At 31.6% G+C, this 5796-nt stretch carries 6 protein-coding genes; all 6 read right to left on the reverse strand.

Features of this window, described 5'->3' with window-relative positions; genetic code table 11:
* Window positions 1-186 precede the first annotated feature (186 nt).
* The 6 genes from CN514_RS23100 to CN514_RS23125 all read right to left on the reverse strand — a co-directional run bounded on the left by CN514_RS23100 (window position 187) and on the right by CN514_RS23125 (window position 5450).
* Window positions 187-483, reverse strand: coding sequence for a rhodanese-like domain-containing protein (locus CN514_RS23100; RefSeq protein WP_098234577.1), 297 nt, complete (start codon window positions 481-483; stop codon window positions 187-189).
* Window positions 484-499: 16 nt separating this feature from the next.
* On the reverse strand, window positions 500-859 hold the full coding sequence (locus tag CN514_RS23105; RefSeq protein WP_098234578.1) for a rhodanese-like domain-containing protein: 360 nt from the start codon (window positions 857-859) through the stop codon (window positions 500-502).
* Window positions 860-928: 69 nt separating this feature from the next.
* Window positions 929-1189: a metal-sensitive transcriptional regulator gene (locus CN514_RS23110; RefSeq protein ID WP_098234579.1), complete on the reverse strand. Its 261-nt coding sequence runs from the start codon at window positions 1187-1189 to the stop codon at window positions 929-931.
* A gap of 480 nt (window positions 1190-1669) precedes the next feature.
* Window positions 1670-2206 carry a signal peptidase I gene (gene lepB / locus CN514_RS23115; RefSeq protein WP_286141805.1) on the reverse strand — a complete coding sequence of 179 codons (537 nt, stop codon included), beginning with the start codon at window positions 2204-2206 and terminating at the stop codon, window positions 1670-1672.
* A 144-nt stretch (window positions 2207-2350) separates the two neighbouring features.
* Window positions 2351-3994 (reverse strand): AMP-binding protein, encoded by a 1644-nt coding sequence (locus tag CN514_RS23120; protein WP_098234581.1) that lies wholly within the window; start codon window positions 3992-3994, stop codon window positions 2351-2353.
* A 199-nt stretch (window positions 3995-4193) separates the two neighbouring features.
* Window positions 4194-5450 (reverse strand): cation:dicarboxylate symporter family transporter, encoded by a 1257-nt coding sequence (locus CN514_RS23125; RefSeq protein WP_098234582.1) that lies wholly within the window; start codon window positions 5448-5450, stop codon window positions 4194-4196.
* Between the last annotated feature and the right edge of the window lie 346 nt (window positions 5451-5796).

The following is a 5796-nucleotide window of genomic DNA, read 5'->3' on the forward strand; positions in this document are numbered from 1 at the left end:
ACTCATGAACCCTTTATGAAGTACTTTCTCTCACCTCCCAGCTAATATGCTTACTCATGAAACCTTAATGCGTGTGTACTTTCAACTTTTTCATTTTCTCCTACTAAAAAACCTGAGTATGTTGTGATCTATCAATACATAAAAAAATTGCTTATATTCTTTTATAAGCAATTTTGATCAAATCGTTTATTCAATTTCTCCTGTCCAAGCAAGCATTCCGCCAGTCATATTCACAACATTAAATCCATGACTTTCTAAAAACTGTACTGCTCGACTACTTCTGCCACCAGCATGACATACAACGATGTATTCATTAGTTTTATCTAGATCTGCCATGCGAAATTCGATTAAACCAAGTGGGATATGCGTCGCACCTGGGATCATTCCGTTTGCTACTTCATCCGCCTCGCGAACGTCAATAATATTAACTGAATTTCCATTCTTTAATAAGTCTTCAAGTTTTTCTGCTGTAATTTCTCTCATTCATTATTCTCCTTTATTAAGACCAGGTGCTCATTCCGCCTTTTACATTTGTAATATTGGTATAACCCATTTTTTTAAGAACTTTACATGCTTTTTTACTTCTCATGCCACTCTGGCAAATAATAATTGTTTCTTGACCTTTTGAAAGATGACTTAAATTTTGTTTTAACAAATGCAATGGGATATTTTTGAATTCTTTAATATGTCTTCCTTTATATTCTGCAGGTGTTCTAACATCAATGAATTGTTTTTCCTTACTTTTCAATTCATTTTTTAATTCATTTGTTGAAATTTGCTTAACCCCTTTGATTGGAAGAAAAGTTTGTACTAGAAAATAAGCAATTAATACGATGATTAGAATATTTAACATTTCTATTTAAGTCCCACTTTCAAGTAATTGATGTTCAGAAATATTTTGGCCAGTGATAAGTTTTACGAATGTTTTTTATCTACTTTTTACTAATAAGTTAACTGCTTCTTTTACAAGTTCTTCTGCACTTTCTCCATTTTCATCAGCTAGTCTTACACATTCAATTAGATTCGTACTTACGATGACTCCAATTGTACGATCCATTGCCGCTCTAACTGCTGATAATTGAGTGATTACATCTTTACACCCTTTATCCTCATCCATCATTTTTAAAATGCCTCTAAGCTGCCCTTCAATTCTTTTTACTCTATTTTTTATTTGATCATCATAAGACATAGAAATCTTTCCTTTCTTAGTAAAATTTTTACATTAGTTAAATTGAACTATATACCCAGATAGGTATGAAGTCAATTAAATTGTCGGCATTTTAGATTACTAGAAAAAGAAGATAGTCAATTTCTTTTTAAACAGCATAAAAGCCTGGTATCAACGATTCCAGGCTTTACCTCATTACATATTTATTACTAAGAAAGGTATCGTGATGATCGCTACGATCATTAATAACCAATTGTTCTTCTTAATTTGAGTAATTTCTTCCTCCAATAACAGCTCTTCACTTTTTTTCATTATATATTCCTACTTTCAGTTTTGATTAATTTATTCTTATATTTAAGATTTATTTCCTTAAATAAAGCTTAAAATACCTGTAAGTATCAATTTTGTTACTTTTTTACTTTATATAATGAAAATGAAATTTAAATGAAAAACCTTTTTTTAATTTCTATTATCCCTATTTAATCCATTTTACTTTTCTTTTTAGTGTATTATTCTTACTCGATCAAAAGGGAAAAAAACGCCTTCAACTTTGCCGACTATTTCAGACTGCTTAATATACCCTAAACCATTTCTGCTATCTTTACTATTTAGTCGATTATCACCCATAACTAAATACGACCCGCTAGGTACTTTAACTTGATTAAATTGAAGATATTCTTTATAGACATTTTTTAAATGGTCATTTAAATAGTTTTCAGTTATTTGTTTTCCATTAATGTATAGGAGCCCATTCGTTAAATTAACGTTGTCACTTGGCAAACCAATGATTCTTTTGACATAATACTTAGGGTCATTTTGTTTTTTTATAATGACAACTTCACCTCTATTTACTGATGAAATATGAAATGAGGCTTTGTTAACAAACAAATAATCATGATTATGTAGGGTCGGTTGCATCGAAGCACCTTGAACAATAAAGGGTGAAAAAATAAAAATCTTAACAATTAATGCGATTGTAAAAGAATAGACTAATATTTTAAAAGTTTGCCATGAAGATTCCTTTTTTCGTATTTTCAAATTTGTATCCCCTTTAAATTTATTGTCTCCACATTTTACCATAATACGATTAATTATTTGAATATTCCTTACAAATATTTAATAAAAAAATAGCAAAGCTCTCTGTTTCACTTTGCTATTTCTTCAATGATTAAATCAGTTTAATTAAACTTGTTTTGAGGCAGTTTCAACTGCTTGCTCTCTAAGTCGGAATTTCTGTATTTTTCCTGAGGCAGTCATAGGATACTCTTTTACAAATTCTATATATCGAGGAATTTTATGTTTTGAGATTTTTCCTTTACAGTACATTCGAATATCCCCAGGTGTAATTTTTATTCCTTCTTTAAGAATAATGCAAGCCAATACTTCTTCACCATATACTTGATCAGGTATTCCAACAACTTGAACATCTAACACATCTGGGTGAGTATATAAAAATTCTTCAATTTCACGTGGGTAAATATTTTCCCCACCACGGATAATCATGTCTTTGAGCCTACCTGTAACTTTGCAATAGCCATTCTCATCCATGATTGCTAAATCTCCAGTATGTAACCATCCATCTTCATCAATTGCTGTACGAGTAGCATCTTCATTTTTGTAGTAGCCTTTCATTACATGATAGCCTCTAGTACAAAGTTCACCTTGTACTCCACGTGGTACTTCATTAGAAGTGCCTGGTTCTACTATTTTTACTTCAACATTTGGTAATGCCTTACCAACCGTTTCAACTCGTACCTCAATTGGATCATTCGTTCTAGTTTGAGTGATAACTGGCGAAGATTCCGTTTGGCCATATGCAATTGTAATCTCTGTAATTCCCATTTTTTCAATTACTGCCTTCATAACTTCAATTGGACAGTTTGAACCTGCCATAATGCCAGTTCGTAATGTTGATAAATCATATTTAGAAAAATCAGGTTCATTTAACTCCGCGATAAACATAGTAGGAACTCCATGTAATCCAGTACATTTTTCATCTTGTACTGTTTGAAGTACTCTTTTTGGACTGAAGTCTTGTACAGGTACCATCGTTGCTCCAACAGTAACACAAGCCATGGTGCCTAAAACACATCCAAAGCAATGGAAAAATGGTACGGGTATGCATAAACGATCTGCCTTTGTTAATTCCATACAATTCGCAATATTAAACCCATTATTGATGATATTTGAGTGTGTAAGCATTACACCTTTTGGGAAACCAGTCGTTCCAGATGTATATTGCATGTTTATAACATCATACGGACTCATTGTTGCCATTCGCTTATCCAACTCTATATCTGATGTATTTTTAGCCATGGTAATAAGCTCATTCCATGAGAATGTTCCAGGGTATTTTTTCTCACCAAGAACAATTACATTCCGTAAAAATGGCAGTCGACTACTATGAAGTTCTCCAGGAACAGCATCCTTTAATTCTGGTATAATTTCATATAGCATTTCAATATATGAAGAATCCTTATACTGATCCATTAAAATAATCGTTGTTGAATCAGATTGCTTTAACAAATATTCTAGCTCTGCTGTACGATAATTTGTGTTTACTGTAACAAGAACTCCACCCATTTTGCCAGTTGCAAATTGTGAAGTAAGCCATTCAGGTGTATTTGAAGACCATATTGCTATATGGTCACCTTTTTGAATTCTAAGACTCATCAAACCTTTTGCTACTTCTCTACAGTGGTTTTCAAATTGTTCATAATTCATCCTTAAACCTCTATCCGCATAGACAACAGCCTCATGAGTAGGATGTAATTTCGCTTTTTCTTCTAATAGTTTCCCTATCGTAATATCTAGTAAATTTGTCATCTTATCCTCCTTAATTGGTTCCCTTCCAAAAGGACGCGTAATTAGAACGTAAATTAAACACAATTAAGAATATTCTATGTTTTTAGACTTTTCCCTTTAAAAAAACGTATGTAAAAGTAGAAAAACCACAAGGAATTTCTTTTTCCTTGTGGCTTCTGTTTTTAGTTAATTTATTTGAGAGTTAAAATATCTTTATATGTTACATAGCAACGTTATTATCATTCTTAACCACTTCTGGTTTAAAAGCGCGTTCCCATTTAGCAATTACAACTGCTGCTAAAGAGTTACCTACTACGTTTACTGCAGTTCTTGCCATATCTAGAATACGGTCAATACCTGCAATAAATGCTAAACCTTCAACTGGAATGCCTGCTGTACCTAATGTTGCTAATAATACAACAAACGAAACGCCTGGTACACCTGCGATACCTTTTGAAGTAACCATTAAAACTAACATTAGTGAAATTTGATCAGTGATTGATAAATGAATACCATACATTTGAGCGATAAAAATTGCTGCTAATGCTTGATATAAAGTTGATCCATCAAGATTAAATGAATAACCAGTCGGAATAACGAATGAAGAAATTGATCTTGGTACTCCGAATTTTTCTACTTTTTCCATAATTTTAGGTAAAACTGTTTCAGAACTCGCAGTAGAATATGCTAAGATCAGTTCATCTTTAATTAATTTAATGAACTTAAATATGTTAACTCCTACCATTTTAGCGACTAAGCCTAATACTACAACGATAAAGAATGCCATCGTTAAATAAACAGTTATGACTAATTTTCCTAATGGAATTAAAGATTCTAATCCAAACTTTGAAACTGTAACTCCGATTAATGCAAAAACACCAAATGGAGCAAATTTCATAATTTGATTTGTAATGTAAAACATTGTATCAGCTGTTCCTTGGAAAAATGCTAATACTGGCTTTCCTCTTTCTCCTACCGCTGTAATCCCAAGACCAAACAGTACTGAGAAAAAGATAATTGCTAACATATTTCCTTCAACAAAAGCTGAAAAAATGTTTGGCGGTACGATATTTACAAATGTATCTGCAAACCCATGACTTTTAACTTCTTTTGCTGTTTCAACATAAGTATTGATATCAGTTTTGTGAAGGATACTCATATCTACACCAGCACCTGGTTTAACGATATTCGCTACTAGTAATCCGATTAAAATTGCAATTGTTGTAATAATCTCAAAGTACAGAATCGTTTTCCCGCCTAAACGGCCAAGTTTTTTTGTGTCACCAACACTAGCAACACCTACAATGATACTTGAAACAACGATTGGTATTACAATCATTTTAATCAGACGTAAAAAGATGTCTCCAATTGGTTGTAAATAGTCAGCAACCTTTGGATTTCCATAAAAAATTGCGCCTACAATGATCCCGATAACAAGACCAATTAATATTTGCCAAGCTAAGCCAATTTTTTTCATAATAAAAGTCCCCCTTGTAGTAGAATTTTGCCAAGTTTTTTAATTTACTAAAAATAACAAAACCATTTAAATTCTTTTTAAATGGTTGAAGCACTACTTGGCTTATTAAGATATCGATGGAACTCTCATAAATTACCCATCATTTACATAATTTACTTTTTGATTATATTCAGAATTTACAATCAAAAAAAGTTATAAAAAACAGTATAACAGAAATCATTACGATTTCAATTTTACTATATTTTCCAGATTACTATTAAGGTACATTACAATTCTACTAAAAAACTAAGATTTTTACAAATTCCCTTTATTATTATTTTTTAATTTTTTTTTAATTTTCAACCAA

The organism is Bacillus sp. AFS001701 (assembly GCF_002559405.1).
Classification (GTDB): domain Bacteria; phylum Bacillota; class Bacilli; order Bacillales; family Bacillaceae_G; genus Gottfriedia.